We start from the raw sequence: 1,289 nt of genomic DNA, 5'->3' as shown, positions 1-1,289 counted from the left end.
TCCGGATCATCAAGCATTTTGGCGTGGAGCCTTCCGCGCTCGCGCGTGATTTGACAGAAGCGCTGGATCGTTTGCCGCGCGGGTCTACATCGATCAGGTCGGCGTCGACGACCGTTACGCCGCGCGCCGAGAACATATCCGCCACGGTCGTCTTGCCGCTTCCTATCCCGCCGGTCAGGCCAATGCTGAACATCTCGTGACTCCCCCTTTATCCAAACAGCGTATAGAACGGCGTGCCGAAGAAAAGCGTGATGACGCCGCCCGCGGCGAGGAAGGGCCCGAACGGCAGCGGTTCCTCGAAGCGCATCTTGCCTATGCCGGTAGCCACCAGCCCGAAGATCGCGCCCGCAATGGCAGAAACCAGCACGATCTGGGGCAACGCTTCCCAGCCGAGCCACGCGCCGAGCGCGGCGAGCAGCTTGAAGTCGCCGTAACCCATTCCTTCCACGCCGCGTACGAGCCGGAAGAGCCAATACACGCACCACAGAAATAGATATCCCGCGATGGCCCCGATCACGGCTTCGCTTAGCGGAGCAAAGCCCGTATCGCCGAGATTGACGATCAGACCCGCCCACAGCAGCGGCAAGGTTAGCGAGTCGGGGAGATAGCGGGTGTCGAAGTCGATAAGGCTCATGGCGAGCAGCATGGCGCACAAGCCGAACGCCACGAGCGCGATCCAGTCTGGCCCGAACGCATAGAGCGAGAGAGCAGCGAGCAGCGCGGTCGCCAACTCCGTCAGCGGGTAGCGCGCGCTCACCCGGGCGTGGCATTTGGCGCAACGGCCGCGCAGCAGCAGAAAGCTCACGACCGGGATGTTTTCCCATGGACGCAGCACGTGGCCGCAATGTGGACATGCGCTGCGCGGGACGGCGAGGTTGTAGCGTTCTATTGGCTTCGGTTTTACATCGCTTTCCACGGCAGTGGTTTCAGCCTGCCACGCACGCTCCAGCATGATCGGCAGACGGTGCACGACGACTGTCAGGAAGCTGCCGATCACCAGCCCGAAGACGATCGCGAAACCATACTGCGCCACGAGCGGCAGGGTGCCGAAAGCGGAACTGTAAGCGTCGAGATAGCGGCCTGAGAACTCCGCCTGATACAAGGGATGCATGACTGTCCTGGGTCGAATTCGGCTGCGATCCTACACTACCTACACCACGTTCACGAGCGGCAGGGTGCCGAAAGCGGAACTGTAAGCGTCGAGATAGCGGCCTGAGAACTCCGCCTGATACAAGGGATGCATGACTGTCCTGGGTCGAATTCGGCTGCGATCCTACACTACCTACACC

The 1,289-nt window shown here is 61.8% G+C and carries 2 protein-coding genes; both read right to left on the bottom strand.

From position 1 onward, the window contains the following. The coding region (locus tag ACRXB1_RS36195; protein ID WP_449494793.1) for a dephospho-CoA kinase at nucleotides 1-193 on the bottom strand (193 nt) is incomplete at its 3' end. Nucleotides 194-208: 15 nt separating this feature from the next. Further along, nucleotides 209-1,111 carry a prepilin peptidase gene (locus tag ACRXB1_RS36190; RefSeq protein WP_062000316.1) on the bottom strand — a complete coding sequence of 301 codons (903 nt, stop codon included), beginning with the start codon at nucleotides 1,109-1,111 and terminating at the stop codon, nucleotides 209-211. Nucleotides 1,112-1,289 lie beyond the last annotated feature (178 nt).

This window comes from Caballeronia sp. M23-90 (assembly GCF_053574605.1).
The sequence above is the reverse complement of the archived record's forward strand: the minus strand, read 5'-3'. Positions and strand labels throughout refer to the sequence as shown.